Source organism: Lactobacillus sp. XV31L, assembly GCF_059900865.1.
The window spans coordinates 32,072-50,167 of sequence record NZ_JBWXGC010000005.1 but is presented as its reverse complement, the minus strand read 5'-3'; the positions used below and the strand labels follow the sequence as shown (position 1 = coordinate 50,167).

The 18,096-nt window shown below is 42.2% G+C and carries 18 protein-coding genes; 6 read left to right on the top strand and 12 right to left on the bottom strand.

Features of this window, described 5'->3' with window-relative positions; genetic code table 11:
* Positions 1–9 precede the first annotated feature (9 nt).
* Positions 10–2,790, top strand: coding sequence for an FtsX-like permease family protein (locus AC2JF7_RS04525; protein ID WP_500727481.1), 2,781 nt, complete (start codon positions 10–12; stop codon positions 2,788–2,790).
* A 244-nt stretch (positions 2,791–3,034) separates the two neighbouring features.
* Here AC2JF7_RS04525 and AC2JF7_RS04520 read toward each other — a convergent pair whose 3' ends face one another.
* Both AC2JF7_RS04520 and AC2JF7_RS04515 read right to left on the bottom strand, forming a co-directional pair.
* Positions 3,035–3,595 (bottom strand): GrpB family protein, encoded by a 561-nt coding sequence (locus tag AC2JF7_RS04520; RefSeq protein WP_500727479.1) that lies wholly within the window; start codon positions 3,593–3,595, stop codon positions 3,035–3,037.
* Positions 3,596–3,734: 139 nt separating this feature from the next.
* Positions 3,735–3,884: a hypothetical protein gene (locus tag AC2JF7_RS04515; protein ID WP_500727477.1), complete on the bottom strand. Its 150-nt coding sequence runs from the start codon at positions 3,882–3,884 to the stop codon at positions 3,735–3,737.
* A 193-nt stretch (positions 3,885–4,077) separates the two neighbouring features.
* Between AC2JF7_RS04515 and AC2JF7_RS04510 the strand changes: the two genes are divergently transcribed.
* Genes AC2JF7_RS04510 through AC2JF7_RS04500 form a run of 3 tightly spaced genes read left to right on the top strand, consistent with a single transcriptional unit; the run spans position 4,078 to position 6,300 of the window.
* The gene (locus tag AC2JF7_RS04510) at positions 4,078–4,842 is read left to right on the top strand and encodes an ABC transporter ATP-binding protein (RefSeq protein ID WP_500727475.1); all 765 of its coding nucleotides are present in this window, start codon (positions 4,078–4,080) and stop codon (positions 4,840–4,842) included.
* A 1-nt stretch (position 4,843) separates the two neighbouring features.
* Positions 4,844–5,578 carry a multidrug ABC transporter permease gene (locus tag AC2JF7_RS04505; RefSeq protein WP_500727473.1) on the top strand — a complete coding sequence of 245 codons (735 nt, stop codon included), beginning with the start codon at positions 4,844–4,846 and terminating at the stop codon, positions 5,576–5,578.
* On the top strand, positions 5,578–6,300 hold the full coding sequence (locus AC2JF7_RS04500; RefSeq protein WP_500727471.1) for an antibiotic transporter permease: 723 nt from the start codon (positions 5,578–5,580) through the stop codon (positions 6,298–6,300). The genes AC2JF7_RS04505 and AC2JF7_RS04500 overlap by 1 nt, the downstream gene beginning before the upstream one ends.
* A gap of 91 nt (positions 6,301–6,391) precedes the next feature.
* Here AC2JF7_RS04500 and AC2JF7_RS04495 read toward each other — a convergent pair whose 3' ends face one another.
* The 4 genes from AC2JF7_RS04495 to AC2JF7_RS04480 form a co-directional block, all read right to left on the bottom strand.
* Positions 6,392–8,299 (bottom strand): copper-translocating P-type ATPase, encoded by a 1,908-nt coding sequence (locus tag AC2JF7_RS04495; RefSeq protein WP_500727469.1) that lies wholly within the window; start codon positions 8,297–8,299, stop codon positions 6,392–6,394.
* Between the two features lie 25 nt (positions 8,300–8,324).
* The gene (locus AC2JF7_RS04490; protein WP_500727467.1) at positions 8,325–8,696 is read right to left on the bottom strand and encodes a cupredoxin domain-containing protein; all 372 of its coding nucleotides are present in this window, start codon (positions 8,694–8,696) and stop codon (positions 8,325–8,327) included.
* 162 nt (positions 8,697–8,858) lie between these two features.
* Positions 8,859–9,884: an adenosine deaminase gene (gene add, locus AC2JF7_RS04485; RefSeq protein WP_500727465.1), complete on the bottom strand. Its 1,026-nt coding sequence runs from the start codon at positions 9,882–9,884 to the stop codon at positions 8,859–8,861.
* Between the two features lie 12 nt (positions 9,885–9,896).
* The gene (locus AC2JF7_RS04480) at positions 9,897–10,514 is read right to left on the bottom strand and encodes an MFS transporter (protein WP_500727463.1); all 618 of its coding nucleotides are present in this window, start codon (positions 10,512–10,514) and stop codon (positions 9,897–9,899) included.
* Positions 10,515–10,529: 15 nt separating this feature from the next.
* On the opposite strand from AC2JF7_RS04480, the gene AC2JF7_RS04475 reads away from it, so the two are divergent.
* Together AC2JF7_RS04475 and guaB are read left to right on the top strand one after the other, a co-directional pair.
* The gene (locus AC2JF7_RS04475; protein ID WP_500727461.1) at positions 10,530–10,685 is read left to right on the top strand and encodes a hypothetical protein; all 156 of its coding nucleotides are present in this window, start codon (positions 10,530–10,532) and stop codon (positions 10,683–10,685) included.
* Between the two features lie 123 nt (positions 10,686–10,808).
* On the top strand, positions 10,809–11,954 hold the full coding sequence (gene guaB, locus AC2JF7_RS04470) for an IMP dehydrogenase (protein WP_500727606.1): 1,146 nt from the start codon (positions 10,809–10,811) through the stop codon (positions 11,952–11,954).
* 75 nt (positions 11,955–12,029) lie between these two features.
* Here the strand turns inward: guaB and AC2JF7_RS04465 are convergent, their stop codons facing one another.
* The 6 genes from AC2JF7_RS04465 to glmS all read right to left on the bottom strand — a co-directional run bounded on the left by AC2JF7_RS04465 (position 12,030) and on the right by glmS (position 18,025).
* Complete coding sequence (locus AC2JF7_RS04465) at positions 12,030–12,449, bottom strand: MarR family winged helix-turn-helix transcriptional regulator (RefSeq protein ID WP_500727459.1); 420 nt, start codon at positions 12,447–12,449, stop codon at positions 12,030–12,032.
* A gap of 2 nt (positions 12,450–12,451) precedes the next feature.
* Positions 12,452–13,849 carry a DHA2 family efflux MFS transporter permease subunit gene (locus tag AC2JF7_RS04460; protein WP_500727457.1) on the bottom strand — a complete coding sequence of 466 codons (1,398 nt, stop codon included), beginning with the start codon at positions 13,847–13,849 and terminating at the stop codon, positions 12,452–12,454.
* Positions 13,850–14,069: 220 nt separating this feature from the next.
* Positions 14,070–14,777, bottom strand: coding sequence for a hypothetical protein (locus tag AC2JF7_RS04455; protein ID WP_500727455.1), 708 nt, complete (start codon positions 14,775–14,777; stop codon positions 14,070–14,072).
* Between the two features lie 30 nt (positions 14,778–14,807).
* Positions 14,808–15,248, bottom strand: coding sequence for a CopY/TcrY family copper transport repressor (locus tag AC2JF7_RS04450; RefSeq protein WP_500727605.1), 441 nt, complete (start codon positions 15,246–15,248; stop codon positions 14,808–14,810).
* Between the two features lie 15 nt (positions 15,249–15,263).
* Entirely contained in the window at positions 15,264–16,079 is an 816-nt protein-coding gene (locus AC2JF7_RS04445; protein ID WP_500727453.1) for a Cof-type HAD-IIB family hydrolase, read from the bottom strand.
* A gap of 134 nt (positions 16,080–16,213) precedes the next feature.
* Complete coding sequence (glmS, locus tag AC2JF7_RS04440; protein WP_500727451.1) at positions 16,214–18,025, bottom strand: glutamine--fructose-6-phosphate transaminase (isomerizing); 1,812 nt, start codon at positions 18,023–18,025, stop codon at positions 16,214–16,216.
* Between the last annotated feature and the right edge of the window lie 71 nt (positions 18,026–18,096).

Below are 18,096 nucleotides of genomic sequence, written 5' to 3'. Positions count from 1 at the left end.
GGCCCAATCATGAATAAGATAATTTGGAAAGATTTTTGGCAATCAATTAAGCATACTAAGGGCCAGTTCCTATCGATTATGGGATTAATGATGATTGGAGCCTTTGCCCTAGTGGGTTTGTTCGTTACTGGTCCTGATATGCGGGCCACCGGCAACCACTACGCCCAAAGATTAAACACAGCGGACCTGACTGTGATTGGCAATTATGGCTTTGATCATGACGATACTAAAGTAATTAGACAGGCAAAGGGCATTCAAAAAGTCGAATTCGGTTATATGACCGACACTGTCTTGAAAAACAGCCACGAAAGTTTTCGCATTTTTTCAAAGCCTAAAACAATTGGCAAGTACGAAGTCAGACAAGGACGTTTGCCCCAGCAAATTGATGAAGTTGCCCTAGCTGACCACTACCATAATCGTTATCAGATTGGGCAACACGTTAGTTTTACGGAAAAGAAAAACATTTTGAGTTCTACCCTGCTCAGGCACAAAACTTTCAAGATTGTTGGCTTTGTCTGCTCTAGTCAGATCTTGTCAAACGTTAACCTAGGCCAAAGCAATAGTGGCACAGGCGAACTCAAAGGCTATGCTGTCGTCATGCCTGCAGCTTTCCACCATGAAGTCTACACGATGGCTAACCTGACATACCGGAATCTGCGCGGGCTAGATTCATACAGCAAAGAATATACCAGCAAAGTCAGCTTCCATAAAAAAGACTTGCAAGCTGACTTAAAAAAGAATGCTAACCAGCGGCAAGACCGGATCAATAACGCAATAATGCAAAAATTGCGCCCACAAGAAAAAAAGTTAAGCCAAGCACGTCAAAAAATACAATTTGCCCAGCAGCAACTTGAAAGTGCTGAAAATCAACTTGCTCTGCAAAAAGAACTTTTTGCAAAGCAAGCCGCTCAAGGTAAAGGAGCTTCACCTGAGCTGAAAAACAATTTGCAGCAAACCCAAGCCCAACTAGCAGCAAAAGCAAGAGTCCTGCAGGGTCAAAAGCAAATGCTGCAGGATAAGTCTTCCCAAGCCACTGCCAAGATTAAGGCAGGCGAAAATGAAATTGCCAAAATAAAAGACCAACTCAAACAGATGCCCCGTCCTTCCTACAGTGTTTACAACCGGCGCGAAGTTCCAGGTGGTGAAGGCAACCTCGTTTATACGACTGTTGCACAAGTAGTTGAAGATCTGGCTAAGGTTTTTCCTATCTTCATGTATTTCGTTGCAGCCCTAGTTACCTTCACAACTATGAATCGCTTCATCGACGAAGAACGGATCAATTCAGGCACCCTTAAAGCACTGGGCTATGATGACCATGTCATTATTAATAAGTTTGTCTTTTATGGTTTTCTTTCGGGTACTATTGGCACCTTGATCGGCATCTTCCTGGGCCATACCTTGATACCCCAAATCGTCTACCATGCGTATTACAAATCCCTGACTATCCCGCCGATTGAAGAACATTTTCACTGGCAAATCAGCCTGATTGCTCTGGTCTTATCCTTGATTAGCTCGGTTCTGCCTGCCTACTTGACCGCTAAGGGCGAATTTCGAGAAAAACCTGCTGCCCTGCTTCTGCCTAAGCCGCCAGCAGCAGGCTCATCAATCCTGCTCGAAAAAATCCCCTTCATCTGGAACCATCTGAGCTTTACCCACAAAGTTACCGCACGCAACCTATTTCGCTATAAGAAGCGCATGCTAATGACCATCTTTGGTGTTTGTGGGGCCGCCACTTTGCTCTTTGCTGGTTTTGCAGTTAAAAATTCAATCAGTACGATGAATAACCGCCAGTTTTCTGACTTGATTCATTACAACATGATTGTGGCAGACAAGACGCCAATTACGCCCAAGCAGGAAAAGACTCTTAATGAAAAGCTGCACGGACAAGATATTCAGTCTGCTTCGCCAATTTACTATGAATCTTTGACCAAGACTGTGGGCAAAACAGGTGACACCCAAGCCATTACCCTAATCGTACCGCGTTCTAGCAAGAAGCTCGATCAGTACGTCCACTTAAATAATCGTCGTAGTAAACGTACCCTTGCGCTTACTAATGACGGCGTAATCATTTCAGAGCGACTGGCCAACCTGCTCAAAGTCCAGGAAGGTGGCCAGATTACTCTAATTGATCAAAACAATCACCAACGATCGATGAAGGTTGCTGGAATTACCGAAATGTACATGGGACACTTTGCCTTTATGAACCGTAAGCAATACAAGCAGGTTTTTCAGCGGAATTACCAAACCAATGCTCACTTAGTTAACTTGAAAAACGGCAGTAAGCAAAATACCAAGCGAATGGCTGCCCATTTTATGACTCAAGATGGTGTAGCAGGTGTAGTCCAAAATACCGCTATTAGTCAAGAGCTTGACGTAGTAGTCCAGTCCCTTAACTTGATCATGGTTGTCCTCATTATTGTAGCTGGCCTGCTTGCTATTGTTATTCTTTACAATTTAACCAACATTAATATCGCAGAACGAATTCGTGAATTGTCGACGATTAAGGTACTAGGTTTCTATGATGGCGAAGTTACCATGTATATCTACCGTGAGACCATCTTGCTAACAGGCATTGGCATATTAGTCGGCTATTTGACCGGTGACCTGCTCTACCGCTATATTTTGGCAGTTGTGCCACCTGACAATGTTATGTTCAATCCAGCATTGTCACCATCAAGTTTCTTGTGGCCACTGGGAGTCATCGGCATCATTACCATCGCTCTTGGCTTCATTGTCAATAAAAAGTTGAAAAACTTGGACATGCTTGAAGCACTAAAGTCAGTTGACTAAATGATTAAATCAGGCCAATTTTAACTATCAAAAAAGCCAATTGGAAATCGAAACTTCCAATTAGCTTTTTTACTTGCCATTATTTAAATACAAACAGGAACTAGTTTTTGTTTCGTCTATGTATACCGCAAGCACTAGCTAACGAAGTAAAAAACATAAATCCACTTCTTTCTCATTTAAATTTATACTCGACTTATTCTAATCATCTAGTTTAGCCATCTTTTTAAAGCCCGTCAATCTGCTTTTACAAGCAAGAGTGATTTCTAGCATGTGCTTTGATTTCTGCAACTACTGGGCCCTTGGCATCTGCGTAATCTTGCACTGTATGCCAGGCTTGAGCTGCCAATTTTATCTTTATTGCTTGGTATTTTTCGCGGTCAGCTCTATTTAAGCGCAGCCAATCACGAAAAAGCAGCAAGTCACTGGCTTCTTGGCTATTGAGTCCGTAAACGTGAATATGCAGCTGCTGTTTACTTCCAATGAACATTCGGTGTTCTTCACTATCAGGCTCGCGAATTCGTAAAGTGTAGCCTGCTTTTTCAAGCTGGGGCATGTATTCCTTTTCGTTAGCAGGATCTGGAACCAGCAGTAAAATATCGATAATGGGCTTGGCACTGAGTCCAGGAACTGCAGTTGATCCGATATGCTCCACTTTGAGTGCTTCAGAACCCAGAGCCTTAGTGATTTTGTTCTTTTCAACTTGAAATAGCTCTGGCCAAGCTGGATCATAGGCTACTAACTTGATTGGCTGGTTCTGCGTAACTGGACCAATTGTTAGTTCCTGCAAATGAGAAAATGAAGTCATTGTTCGCTCCTTAGTCTAACTAAAAAAATTTACATAGTTGGCTTGCGGTAATGCCGCTTGCTAATAGCCTGCTGCTTACTCGTTTTTTTACGTGATAATTTTTTGGTTGTTTTGGCATTAAGGTATTTTGGGTTGTTTGCTACTCTCGCCGCTTGGGAACGGCAGTATTTTCACTGCCATCCAGGTGCATAACCTTGTACATATTTGCTGCATTAAGTGCAATTCGACCTAAAGTTTTTTGCCGATCAACTGGGAAGTGTCTTTCGTAAGTATTTAAACCAAGTTCCATGTCCCTCTCCTTTAATTGAAAGAAGATTAATCAATATTTTTTGTTATTAAATATAGATTAACACAATGTATAAATTATGCTATATTAATTGTAGATTTAATGTCAACCCAACGGATCTTCAAATTAACCTGTAAATATACGATTGCCACCCTTCCTTATAGTGGCTGCTTACATTTAATTTTGGAGAATTATTTTGGAGAACATATTAGAAGTCAAACATCTCAAAAAAACATATCACAGTCAAAGCAAAGAATTTCATGCTTTAGCTGATATCTCTTTTAATATTGCCAAGGGACAGATTGTTTCGTTACTAGGGCCCAATGGTGCTGGCAAAACGACAATTGTCTCAATTATTGGTGGTTACTTATTGCCTGATGCCGGCCAAGTCCTGCTCAATGGCGAAAATATTATTGGAATTGGCAAACATCCCCGCATGGGTGTTTCTTTTGGTGGCGACTTGGGCTTTTATCGTCGGGCAACAGCTAGGCAGAACCTGGCTTTCTTTGCCGATTTAGCTCGCGTTCCTTACCGTCAGCAAAGAGTAGAAATTGACCGTGTGCTTGAAATCGTCACTTTAAGCAATGTTGCAAATAAAAAAGTAGGGCAATTTTCCAAGGGCATGACCCAAAGACTTCACATTGCACGAGCGCTCCTGGGCAATCCCGAGCTGCTCTTGCTTGATGAGCCAACCAGCGGACTGGACGTTGAAATTGCTCAAAGCCTGCGCGATACTATTAAAACGCTGGCAGACTTAGGCATCAGTATTCTACTGACTAGCCATACCATGTCCGAAGTTGAGGCTCTGGCTGACAACATTATTTTAATCGGATCTGGTCGTATCTTTTCAACTGGAACAGTAGCTGATATTGTCCAAAAATCGCAGGTAACACATATTGATCGACCAGCTACGCTGGAAGAATCATACCTAGCCTTAGCACCAAAGTTACGGAGGAAGTAAGATGAGATTCCTCCGCCTCTTTTATTTTCATTTTAAAGAGTACTTGTCCGACCAATACTTTGTTTTTTTAACGCTCACAAGCACCCTGTCCATTTTTTTGGTGCAGTACACACTGGCTTATGCCAACCACAGCTTAAACAATCCCAGTGTTTGGATCCAAAGCGCAGTTTTTGGCATGTGGTCCTCGTGTACTAGTGCTGCTGGCAGTATTGGTTTTGAACGAGCAAAAGGTACTCTGCCTTACTTAATCAATAGCGTTTATGATGAGCGCTTATCCCTAATCGCCTTATTGCTTCCTGCTTCTACTTATGGTCTAGCAGCTTTTCCACTAGCTTGGCTGGCGGCTAAAATTTTAGGAGTAGCCACTGGAATGATTACTGGCAAACTGGTCCTGACCATCCTTTTGCTTTGGATTGCAATGGCAACGATGGGGATTTTCATTGCCTCCTTCTTTACATTGACGCCCAATGCAATTACTTATGAAACTTTGATTGGGACACCCATTGTCTTGCTATCAGGGCTTTTTGGCAACACAAGTTTCTTAAGGCCTTTGACTAACGTTTCTCAATGGATAATTCCGATGACGACGCCAGTTGCTAGTTTGACCGGTAGTAACACCACTTTTTATTGGCCTGCCTATTTATCCAGCATGCTCATTTGGCTTTGGATGATTACTTTTATGGTTAAGAAAATCAACCAGCTAGCTCGTCAGGAAGGAGAATTAAACATAATCTAATGCTTAGAACTCAATTTTCCTCATTATCCTTTTTATCAAATTGGCGCACAATTTTAGTTTACTTTTTCATTGCCCCAATCATTGACATGGCCTTGTTAGTGTTGATTGATGCCCAGTATACTGGCCAATTTAATTGGTATGTTGTCCTAGCGTCTATTGCAATTGACGCTGCTAAATTGTCATTGAGCACAATCTCTCAATCGCTAATCTATGATGCTTATCTAGGCATTGACTATGAAATAATTGCTAAACGTCCCTTCAGTCCTAGATACTGGTTGAGCAAGGCTTTAACAGCTCTCACAGCTGGTCTAGCCTTAGCTGCAACTAACTTGTTGCTAGCCGTACTCTTTGGCGCTCCTTTGATATTGATTGAACGCGTAATCCTAACCCTACCTTTATTATGCTTGTTTGGACTAGTATTAGGCTTTAGTTCTTGGGCCATCAGTTGGCAAATGAATGACCCCTATTTCTTGGCAAACTTTGTAGAAGCAATAATGAGTTTAGCAGCTGGCGTATTAGTGGTCATTTCTGCTTATCCAACTTGGCTAACAAGAATAGCCCAACTCTTTCCCTTTTCCGAACCTATTAACTTGATCAAATTTGGCCACGCTCATTTGGCTAATAGCTTTTGGGTCACAGCGATTTGGCTACTTGTTGGGCTAATAGCCTATGTTTTGCAAATCAAGCGTGTCTTGCAGACCAGGCAGCACAAGTACAATTAACTGTAAAATCAACCAACAAAATATGGTTTGCTAGGTCACACAGACAAAGCAAAAAGGGCAGTCGAATGAATTCGACTGCTCTTTTCATGGTTTAAATTTTGACTTTTCCTAATAAAACAGAGCTAGTAACAACTGACAAAGAGCTGAAAGCCATTGCCAAGCCTGCGATTTCAGGACTGAGCGTTAGGCCAATTCCGGCAAAAAGGCCAGCCGCAACAGGAATACCCAAAACATTATAGATGAAGGCCCAAAAGAGGTTCAGCTTAATTCGCTGAAAAGTCTTCTGACTCAACTTTAATGCCTTTACAACATCTTCCAAATTGTTTTTGATAAGGACAATACCACCAGCATCAATTGCAACATCTGTCCCTGATCCCATTGCAATGCCAACATCAGCCTGGGTCAGAGCCGGAGCATCATTAATGCCATCCCCAACAAAGGCTACTTTTTTGCTCTTTTGCAAGTGTTTAATTGCATCAGCCTTGTCGATTGGCAGAACTTCTGCAATCACTTGGTCAATACCAACTTGGCGTGCAATTGACTGGGCAACCTGCTCATTATCACCAGTCAGCATGATTGTCTCTAGGCCCTGCTTCTTAAGTGTGCTAATTGCTCCTTGGGCACTGGATTTGGGAGTGTCTTGAATAGCAAGCAGACCGATTACTACCTTATTAGTTGCTACCACTACCACAGTTTTGGCCTCTCTTTGCAAAGCCGCTAGTCTAATAGCTATATCTGAATTGATTGTCCAAGAATCATTTTCTCTTAAACTACCTACAAAAACGCTTTGCCCACTAACATAACCACTAATGCCTTGACCTCCTACAGCTTGAAATTTATCCACTGGCAGCAATGCTATTTCCTGCTTTCTTGCTGCGGTTAAAATTGCTGGTGCAAGCGGATGCTCGGACAAACTTTCTAAGCTAGCAGCATACTGCAAAACAGTCTCCTTGTCACCTACAATGTCAGTTACCTGTGGCTTGCCTTCAGTAATCGTACCTGTCTTGTCAAACACGATCGCATCCAGATTGTTGGCTGACTCTAAAATCTCGCCATTTTTGATTAAAATCCCCATCTTGGCTCCGCGACCAGTCCCCACCATCAACGCAGTTGGCGTGGCCAGGCCAAGTGCACAGGGACAGGCAATCACCATCACAGAAACCGCAAAAATCAAGGCAGTTGGCAAACTTTTATTCAAAAAAACATACCAGATGATAAAGGTTAAGAGTGCAATAATCAACACCGCAGGAACAAAGATGCTAGAGACCTGATCGGTTAGGTTTTGAATTGGTGCATGACTGTTTTGTGCTTTTTTGACAATTTCAATAATCTGCGCCAGCATGGTCTTGCTGCCTACATTTTCGGCTTCAACTACCAAAGAACCAGCCTGATTAATGGTCGCACCAATAACTTCATCATCCGTTTTTTTGGTCACCGGCATGCTTTCTCCGGTCACCATCGACTCGTCAATACTGGATATCCCAGAAACGATTCTGCCATCAACTGGAATTTTTTGACCGGGCTTAACTTGGATCAAATCGCCTTTTACCACCTGATCAATTGGCAGCTCAACAAAGGCTTGACCGCGCTTGACTAGAGCCTTCTTTGTACCAAGATTCAGTAATTTACTCATTGCACTGGAGGCATTACTACGCATTTTTTCTTCTAATACTTGTCCAAGCAAAACGAAGGTAATGACAAAAGCAGCACTTTCAAAAAAGACCGGCCTGCCTGTGAACATGGCATAAATACTGTAAAGATAAGCCGTTAGCGTACCCAGTGCCACCAAGGTATCCATGTTTGAATGGTGCTTGAGAAAAGCTGACCAAGAACTGCTTATAAAGGGCTTGGCTGACGTCAACATGATAATTGTTGTTAACACCAACATTGTCCAGGCACCACCCGGAAACATCCAACCAGTTATGGGGTGGACTATCATTTCTACCAGCATGGGTAGAGCCAATACCAGCGATACCCAAAAACGCGTAGTAGTTTTCACTTTAGTTTGTTCTCCTTAATAATAGTTACTTAACGATTACCTTGCCATGAAACATATTCATGCCACAAGTCCACTCATATTCGCCCGACTTGCTAGTATCAAACTTGACCGTTTCTGTCTGATTCAGCGGTAACTTTTCGTTAACGCCTAAATCTGAAAAGACAACATGGTCTAAGCAAGTAGATGAATCCACCCGTTTAAAATTAAGCGTTGCTGGCACTCCCTTCTTTAAGATTACCTTTTCTGGCAAGTAGCCGCCCTTAACTTTGATGTCAATACTTTGACCACCTGCACTTGCTGCAGCTTTTCTAGCCTCTACTTCATGACTACCATAGAACCACCATGCAATAAAGGCGATAAGTGCTAGACCAGCAAGTAAAATTATTATTTTAGTCATGATAAAACTCCCTTTCAAAAATTTATTATCTTCTTTAGTGTTTACATCTGTAAACCAATTACAGTGTAGCGCTAAAATTTACATATGTAAACACTAAAGCTCAAAAAATAGCACTGGCGTTTCCCACCAATGCTATCAGGACATTAAATCCGGAACTTAATTCTACTCGAAATTCTTCACGTAATCTTCGATTTGCTGCAAGTAAACTCTTTTGGCCTCATCACTAATCCAGGAAGTCATAAATGAATTTTTAGCAATCTGAACCAATTCTTTTTTGTCCCAGGCACATTTTTGGGCAAATTGATAGTAAACATCATTGATATAAGTACTTCCCTTATACGCAGGATCATCCGAATTAAGACTAATCAAAGCACCTTCATTAAATAAGCGCTTAATTGCACCCTCTTCCATGTCCTTACGGGTATAAAAGTAGGCAATTGGGCAAGCAGTAATGCCGACTTTTTGATCAATCAAGTAAGTCATTAAATCAGCATCGTCAACGATGTTCATGCCATGGTCCAATCGGTCAACATCAATAACTTCAAGTGCCTGCTTAATATGATCTACTGAGTCAACTTGTTGGGGGTCACAATGCATCGTGAGGTAGTAGCCTTGCCTTCTGGCTTCTGCAAATATCAACATGAATTTTAGTGGGGGATTGTGATGTTCTGCAGAGTCTAGCCCAACGCCCAAAATCCAACCTTTTTTGTGATAGGGTTCAGCTGCTTGCAGAGTTTGCCAAGCTGATTGGGCTGATTCTTCACGCAAGAAACACATAATCAGCTGAGCATCAAGACCCAATGCACGCGCATCGACAATTGCTTCGTGAATACCTTCAATCACCGTAGAAAAGGATACGCCACGCTTAGTATGGGCTTGAGGATCAAAAAACATTTCAAGGTGCTTGACATTGCTCTTCGCCATTTTGCATAAAAAAGACCAAGTTAGCTCATAAAAGTCCTGCTTAGTAAGCAAAACCTTCATCCCTTTATAGTATGCACGCAAAAATTCTTGCAATCCAAATCCATAACTATGATCAATGTCAGCTGGTGATTTAGCGCCAATATTAATGTTGTTTCTCTTAGCACATTCAAATTGTAGTTCCGGCTCCAGCGTCCCTTCAATATGCACGTGCAACTCTGCCTTTGGCAAGCCAGCAATAAATTTACGTAACTTATCTTTTTTCATTTGTTTACTTCCTTAATCAAATTCATGTCTTCTTATACTTGTGATGCTATACAAAGCCAAGGTACTGATCACATAGATAGATGACAAAAAAACAATAATCATCATTAGTGTCGAATGATCTAAAAGAAAACCAATGACTACTGATGCCAAACCACCAATTGCTTTGCCACTACTCATAATAAAACTGTTGGCTGTATCTCTGATACTCATCGGATAGAGCTTGCTGACAATAACGCCAAAGCCCATATAGGTAGCTCCTGCAAAAAAGCCGACAAAAGTAGTGGCTAATAGCAAAGTCAGTCCATCTTTAGCAATCAGTATGGTGTAAACAAAAATAGCAGCACCAATATTAAAGATTGAAAAGGCCCAAATTTCGCCAAAGTGGTCAAGCACCTTGCCAAAGACAATTAATCCCACAGAAACACCAATTATGGTCATTATCATCCACAAGGAGGACTTGGTTACGCCCACATTAAGCTTTTCTTGCATAATCGATGGAAGCCAGGTAATCAAGCCGTAATAGCCTCCATTTTCAACCGTCACCATGATAATAATAGCAAAAGTCTGCCAAGCAATTTTAGGTGTAGCAAATAGCTGTCCTAAGTGAACTTTTTTCTTCTCCTTCTTCATTTTTTTGCATGTATAATGAAATCTGGATTTTCCTTCAAATTCATCCTGACAAAAAAGGCCAAGATAATTGGAAACAACCCCAGTAAAAACAATGCCCGCCACCCAAAACGGGGCAAGATCACTGAAGAAAGCAAGGCTGCAATAATAACGCCCATCTCGCCGACAGTCTGAATAAAGCCCAATAAGGTACCGACCTTTTGCTTTTATTACCTGCTTCCCTTGACCAGTAGTGAAATCACTAGTAAAGTAAAATAAATTTGTAGTCAAAGAATTTACAAAGGAGTGTGCATGGAATTGTCAAATTGGACAACAAAATTTACTAAAGAAGGTTTAACCTTTGATGATGTTTTACTAATTCCCGCTGAGAGTCACGTTTTACCTAATGAAGTTGATCTGAAAACAGAACTAGCCCCCAACCTCAAGCTCAAGATCCCACTAATTAGCGCTGGAATGGATACTGTCACTGAAAGTTCGATGGCAATTGCAATGGCCCTGCAAGGTGGTCTGGGCGTAATTCACAAAAACATGTCAATCAATGCTCAAGCCAGCGAAGTATCCAATGTTAAAAGCGTAGTTGTTCCCACTGATATTGTCAAAGCCGCAGTAGATAAAGAACACCGCCTGCTAGTTGCTGCTGCCGTTGGCGTAACCAGCGATACCTTTGACCGTGCAGAGGCTCTCCTTGAAAATGGAGCAGATGCAATTGTTATCGACACGGCACATGGACATTCCGCCGGTGTCTTGCGCAAAATCATAGAAATCCGCAAGCACTTTCCTCACGTTACCCTAATCGCTGGCAATATTGCAACGGGCGATGCAGCACGAGCACTTTTTGACAGCGGAGTTGACGTAGTCAAAGTCGGCATCGGTCCTGGTTCAATCTGTACGACTCGTGTAGTTGCCGGAGTGGGCGTGCCGCAAGTCACAGCCATTTACGATGCCGCAACTGCAGCTCGTGAATATCACAAGCCGATTATTGCTGATGGCGGAATGAAGTATTCCGGTGACATTGTTAAGGGCCTTGCCGCTGGCGGCAACGCAGTTATGCTTGGTAGCATGCTGTCAGGAACAACCGAAGCACCAGGAGAAATTTTTGAAAGCGATGGCCTGAAATATAAAACATACCGGGGTATGGGGTCAGTAGGTGCAATGGCCCAAGCCCATGGCTCTTCAGACCGCTACTTCCAAGGCGGCGTGAACGAAGCCAACAAGCTCGTGCCTGAAGGCGTTGAAGCTAGAGTTGCGTATAAGGGCGACGTATCCGACATTATTTTTCAAATTATTGGGGGCTTGCGCTCTGGTATGGGCTATGTGGGGGCAGCTGCAATTAATGAATTAATTGACAAGGCTCAATTTGTCAAGATCAGCAATGCTGGTTTACGCGAGTCTCATCCTCATGATGTCCAAATCACCAAAAAAGCTCCAAATTATGAACGATAGTCAATTTTTAAGACATAACAAAACGCCAGTCGCTGCTTTAATTAACAACGACTGGCGTTTTAGATTGATTTATTTTTATGACAAGGCTTCGTTGAGCTTTTGCAAATTTGCCATCAATTCAGTCTTAGTTTTCTGTCCCAGTATTTGAGCAGTCTTCTCTTCAGAATTAGTAATGTAAGCGGTAATCTTTTCTTCAAGTTCAATCGCCTTATCTGTCAGCATAATTGCCTTTAACCGTGAATCTTGGGAATCAATCTTTTTAACAATCAAACCTTTTTGTTCCATCAGACGCAAAATATTAGTTGCTGTGGACTTTCTAATATTAAATTCACGTTCAATGTCTTTTTGGTAGATTGCATGTTGAGACGCAAAAGAAGTGAAATATTCAATAATCAGCATCTGCATCCCGGTCAAGCCCAAACTCCTGGCATAAGAATCAAGGTTGCGGTTAAAGGTGTTTTGAACACGCTGCAAAATCAATCCTAGTCTCTTCATTGTTAATCCTTTTTTTCTACAGGTTTAGTGGCCTTATAGAGCAAGTATACACCAACAATTACCAAAATAAGCAAAAAGATTACCCCGGCTTGTGCACCATCAATCAACTTGCCTGCAGCTGTTGTTTTAGAACTAATCTGCTGGGTAAACTGCATGATGGTAGACACGATTGCCGTCCCCACTGCACCTGCAAATTGCTGGGCCATGTTAAACAAGCCATTGCCGTCAGTATTTTCATCTGGACTAAGCTCATTAATGGACGCCGTCATTGTGTCACCCATGACCAAACCGGTTCCCAACATCGTGATCGTATAGAACAGGATGATTTCTCCTGAAGTAAAGGCAGATGCAAACAGGCAAAATAAAATGCCACCCAGCAATTCAAAAGCTGCACCGGCCATAATTGGCTTGCGCGGACCATAACTATCAAGCAAGCGGCCGCCAACTGGAGAAGCAATTGCTCCAATCAAGCCACCAGTCAAAAGCAATAAACCAGCTGTCATGGCAGCTGACTTGTTAACTATCTGAACGTAGTTTGGCAGAATAAAAGATAGGCCTAGCGTGTTAATTTGAAAAATAAAATAGGCACACAAGCCATATGTGAACTTCATCTTTTTGAACACACGAATATTGATTAAGGGTTCTTTCACCTGCAATGAATGCTTGATAAAAATCGCCAAAGCAATAACGCCAATAATCAGCGGCAGGCAGAACTGCACAGGTTGTTGCAAAACCTGAGCTAGATTGCTGAAGGCCAAGATCAAGCCAGTAAAGGTTGCAGCTATGCTGATCAGTCCTATTACATCGAGCTTAGTTCGCTTGTCTTTCTTGGCACCGCGGCCGATTGAGATCAGACCCATAACTAATGAAATAATCATCACTGGAATCATGAAGATAAAAATGTAGCGCCAGCCCAACATGTTGACCACTAGGCCGCCAAAGGTAGGTCCTAAAGCAGGGGCAACAGCCGTGATCATTGTTCCAATGCCCATTAGCAAGCCAATTTTATCTAAGGGCGTTCTTTCCAAAATAATATTAAACATCAACGGGATTGCAATTCCAGCTCCTGCGCCTTGCACAATCCGACCAATTACTAGCAATGCAAAAGTTTTTGCTGAGGCATCAATTACTAAACCCAGCAAGAAAAAGATTGAAGCTGTAACGAACAATTGCCGCGAACTATAGTTTCTTTTCAGATAAGCTGAAAGCGGCATAACAATTGAAGCAATCAGCAGATAACCTGTGGTCATCCACTGCACAGTTGCCATATTAACATTGAAATCTTTCATCAATACCGGAAATGTAACATTCCCGGCGGTTTCAATCAAAACTCCTGAAAATGACATCAATCCTGCTGCAAAAATTGAACAGATCAATTTTTCATCTAATTTTCTTTCCATTTATATTCTCCTTCACTTTTAGTTAGCAAGCTAACTAAACTAACATCTTAATCTTTTTCTCTCAAAATTGCAACAAATACTGCCAAGATCTGGCTATTGGTGGGCATGGTTTGCCTAATCTGCTATTAGTTCTTAGCCTTATTCGATCCGTAATTAAAGCCATACCAAAAAACTTCTTGCCAAAGTATTGGTAAGAAGTTTTATTTTGCAAATAAGTTAGTTATTTTTTCGTTAGCTTAACGCACAGCAGCCAAATAATTGCTGTCACCACGCCCAGTCCTAATCCAAGCCAAAGCAATGGCGAAGTCGTCAAAACTATCCCTTTGCCCAGCTCGCTTTGCAGATAATTAACGAAACTATTAGCATAAAACTGCAATGCTCCAAATGAACCCAGCGAGGCCAAAAGCAACAAGGCTGAAGCCAGATACTTGCCAAAGAGTCCTAAAAGGGCAGCCAAGATAAAGACAATAATCAAAGCCAAGCAAAAGTAGTGAAAGATGGTAATTCCCTTTTTGATGTCCTTAGAATTGTCTTTTAAGCTGTCATTCACCTTTTCCACCATTCCAGTGGCCACGGCCCTTTGAATTTCATTCTTCTCAGAGAGATTCAAATTCTTGGCAGTTAGCTCCCCATTTTCCTGGTAGCTGCTGCTCAAGTCATACAAGCTAGCATATGACAAGTCAAAGTGATATTTTTGGGGCAGTTGATCAACCAGCTTGTCGACTAGACCCAGACTTTGAGCCAGTTCTAATGAAGCCTTCAAGCGCGCATCACCATTTTTATCGATGTTCTCTTTGAGCGTAACTCTTGCCATCTTATGCACGTTAGGCTGGTTGATGGTCACTGGACTCTTCATTAGCAAAAAACCAGTTACACAAACCAGCACAACAAAAACAAGCCGTAATAAAATACTAGCAAACTTCTTCATTTAAATTTTCTCCCCACTTATACTACATCATCAACAATCATGCTGACCAACTATTAAACAGTTGCAGTTTACCATTTCTGGTGCTGTTTCTTTCTTACTATCAAGCTCCTTTTCAATAGTCTCAATGTCGTTTTTAGACAGCGGCATATCCTGTAGAATCTCAATCAAGACCTGACCCTTGTGCATATCACACATGTGGTTCATCATCTCACTTGTGACCTGGACCATCATTTGCACCTGGTTGACAGTAGCCGTATAAACAAAGCGGCGGCCATCCTTGCGCGTTTTTAAGAGACCCTTCTTAACCAAACGGCCCATTAAAGTCTTGATGGTTGATTCCGACCATTTTTTCTTAGCCTGCAGTTGGTCAATCACTTCGCCAGTATGGATCTCGCCTAGCGTCCACACGATCCGCATGACTTCCCATTCTGCGTCTGAAATGTTGTGTTCTTTAACCTTATTTGTCATAATAATCAACTCATTTCGTCATAACACAAACTTTTTTAGTGCCTTGGCAATTCCATCATGATCATTGTCATCAGTCACATAGTCAGCGCTATCCTTAATCACGCCAATAGCATTGCCCATAGCCACTTTGGTGAAATTAGGATTGGCAAACATAGAAACATCATTGCCCTGGTCACCAAAAACCAGCACTTGCTTTTGATCCAGCTTGAGTCGGTCAGCTAGTTGGATGAGGGCATTGCCCTTGGAAGCATCTTTAATATTAATTTCAATAATTTCAGGAAAACTGCGTACTATATCATACTTGGCAAAGGCCCATTCTGGTATATTGTTCCAGAGCTTATCGACTTCTTGAACATCTTGCATGACACTGAGGCCTACTTTGTTAAAGGAAAAATCTTGGGGAATGTCTTCAGCCTTGCGAACCTTGACGATATTTTTGTTAACGGCTGCATTGACGGCCAGACTAACACCCAAGTCACGATCGCAAGTCCAAAAGCTCTCAGGCGTCTCAAAGTGGAGGTTAACATGAGCCAGGCGCTGCAACCGCCTCATGTTGGTAAAATCGTGATAATTCATTTTTTCGTTCATTAAAACATTGCCATCAAGGTCTTGGATAACGGCTCCATTGAACACAATGTTGTATTGCTTTTTACCCCTCAAGCCTAGCTGCCGGTTATAGGGCAGCACGCCAGACAAGGGACGCCCTGTCGCTAAGACAACTTTAATTCCCTGATCACTGGCTTGCTTCAACAACTTTTCTGTCTCAGGTAGAATCTGGTTCGTGCTTGTCAGCAGGGTTCCGTCCAAGTCAACCGCAATTAATTTAATTGACAAAATAGTTTTCCTCCCCAGTTTTGCATTACTCCCCTTCATTATACAAAAAGTCGTAATGACTTACGACTTTTTCACTAATTATTTTAATGTAATAGACTTAATTCAACCCGAAGGAGTTTTTTAGTTCAAGAAGCCTATTCAACCGTCACACTCTTGGCCAGGTTACGCGGCTTATCAACATCTAATCCCTTGTCCTTGGAAGCATAGTATGCCAACAATTGAGTTACAACGACTGCAATCAATGGTGACAAGTAGTAGTCAATCTTAGGCAGAACGAGATTATCGCCTTCCTTAGCTAAATCTCGGCCTGCAACAGTGATGACGCTTGCTCCTCGAGCAACCACTTCTTGAATATTACCACGCATCAAGTCACTGGTTACAGGATCATTGATCAGTGCAATCACCGGAGTGCCCTCTTCAATCAGAGAGATTGTACCATGCTTAAGTTCTGCTGCTGCAAAGCCTTCAGTTTGAATGTAAGAAACCTCCTTTAACTTAAGCGCAGCCTCAAGAGCAAGTGGATAATCAATTCCGCGGCCAATATAAAAGGCATTGCGTGAAGGCACAAGATATTCTCGGGCCAATTTTTCAATTTGATCTTGACTGGAAACCACCTGCTCAATCCCTTCTGCTGCTAAAGCTAAGTTCGCACGCAGCTTAAAGTCTTGGGCTGCTTGCACGCCGCGACGCTCACCTAAAGCCTTGGCCAGGATTGCTTCAAGTGCTACCTGTGCCGTATAAGCCTTAGTTGAAGCAACCGCAATTTCTGGGCCTGCTTCAAGCGACATTGCATAATTAGCTTCACGTGCCAGTGTTGACCCAGGCACATTGGTCAAGGTCAAGCTTGGAATGCCCCGCTTAACTGCCTGCTGCAACACTACTCGTGAGTCAGCGGTTTCACCGGATTGCGACAAAAAGATAAAGAAGGGATGGGCTGACATCATCGGAAAGTGGTAACCAGCTTCTGAGGCAAAGCCCTCCTCAGTCGGAATACCGGTTAGGTGTTCAAAAAGCGTTTTGCCAACCAAGCCAGCATGGTAACTAGTCCCAGCTGCAAAAATATAAAGCCGGTCAGCTCGCGCCAACGCATTGATAATGTCATCGTCAACCTTGGGTTCACCATTTTGGTCCAGGTAAAACTGGTCTAAGTGGCGCAAAACGCCCGGCTGCTCGCAGATTTCTTTGAGCATGTAAAACTCATAAGTACCCTTTGAAGCAGCACTGGGATCCACATTTAACTTGCGTGGTGCCCGCTCTATTTTTTCTCCTGCAAGCGTTTCAAGGGCATAGGAATTTTTGCTAATATCGCCAACTTCTTCGTCTTGCAGGTCCACAAAAGTTTTAGTCTGGTCCAGAACAGACAGTGCATCAGAAGCAATAACATTGAATCCGTCTCCAATACCCAGCATTAGTGGTGACTTGTTTTTGGCAACATAGATATGGTCTGGATGATTATTATCAACCAGCAAAATAGCATAAGACCCCCTGATTAGACCAAGAACCTTCTTCAAGGCGGTGAAGGCATCAACCTTTTCTTGACGGGCGATTTTGCTGATCAATTGAACGATTACCTCAGTATCAGTATCTGACTTAAAGTTCACACCTTGCAGATACTGATTCTTGACTTCTTGATAGTTCTCGATTACACCATTATGGACAATATAGAAGCGATTGGTCTCGTCAAATTGCGGATGTGCATTAGCTCGAGTTGGGTGGCCATGGGTGGCCCAACGAGTGTGGCCAATCCCGACTGTTCCTTGCTCTTCTGGGGTCATCTTATTTTGGAGATTTTGAATACGACCCGCAGTCTTAGTTAAATATTCATTGCCTTGCAGGTCATTTAAATAGATACCTGCAGAATCATAACCGCGATATTCAAGATTAGATAAGCCATTTAAAACAATATCACGGGCAGATTTACCGACAACTCCAACAATTCCACACATATTATTCTCCTTTGGTATAGTTAAATTTTATAGTTTGGGCTAAATATATTTTTAATATTATAGGAGAATAA